Origin of the sequence: Parendozoicomonas haliclonae, assembly GCF_900174585.1 — a bacterium.
GTDB lineage: Bacteria > Pseudomonadota > Gammaproteobacteria > Pseudomonadales > Endozoicomonadaceae > Sansalvadorimonas > Sansalvadorimonas haliclonae.
The window spans coordinates 1-519 of sequence record NZ_FWPT01000045.1; the positions used below are offsets into that span (position 1 = coordinate 1).

Annotated in this window: 1 pseudogene; it reads right to left on the reverse strand. The window is 45.1% G+C overall.

The annotated features are described in order from the left end of the window. Positions 1 to 519 (reverse strand): annotated as a pseudogene (gene col, locus EHSB41UT_RS24185) (colicin-E2); the annotation flags it as partial.

The window sequence follows — 519 nt, forward strand, 5'->3', positions numbered from 1 at the left end:
TTATAAACCTGAACAGCTTTAGCCTGTCGCTCCTGATTTCTGGCAACATCTTCATTTGCCTGATTCAGTTATGCACGCGCACGTTCATAATTTCGCTCAGCCGCTTAAACCGGATGCGTAGCATCCCATTCCTGCTGACGGCGATTTTCTTCATCCTGACGTTGTTTTACCTGGTCAGGGCTAAGAACATCACTCACTGAAACATATACGGCATTATGACCGCTGTCCTTCGGGAATCGAATAACTGCATCCCTGGTATTACCACCCTGAGTAAATCCTGCCGGGCGAACATCCTTATCAGTATTATTTGTAACACCTGGGCTTAATGTCTGTACTGCTGGCGTACTGTTATTAACTGAAATATTCAGAACAGGTGCACCTGGAATTGATGCCGTAAAAACACCCGGACGTTCGGTAGGTTTTGCATCAACCACCGGAACACTCATCGGAACACCTGAAACAACCGAAATATTCTGTCGTTCGTCTTTTACATCATCAACAACACGAACATTTACGTTT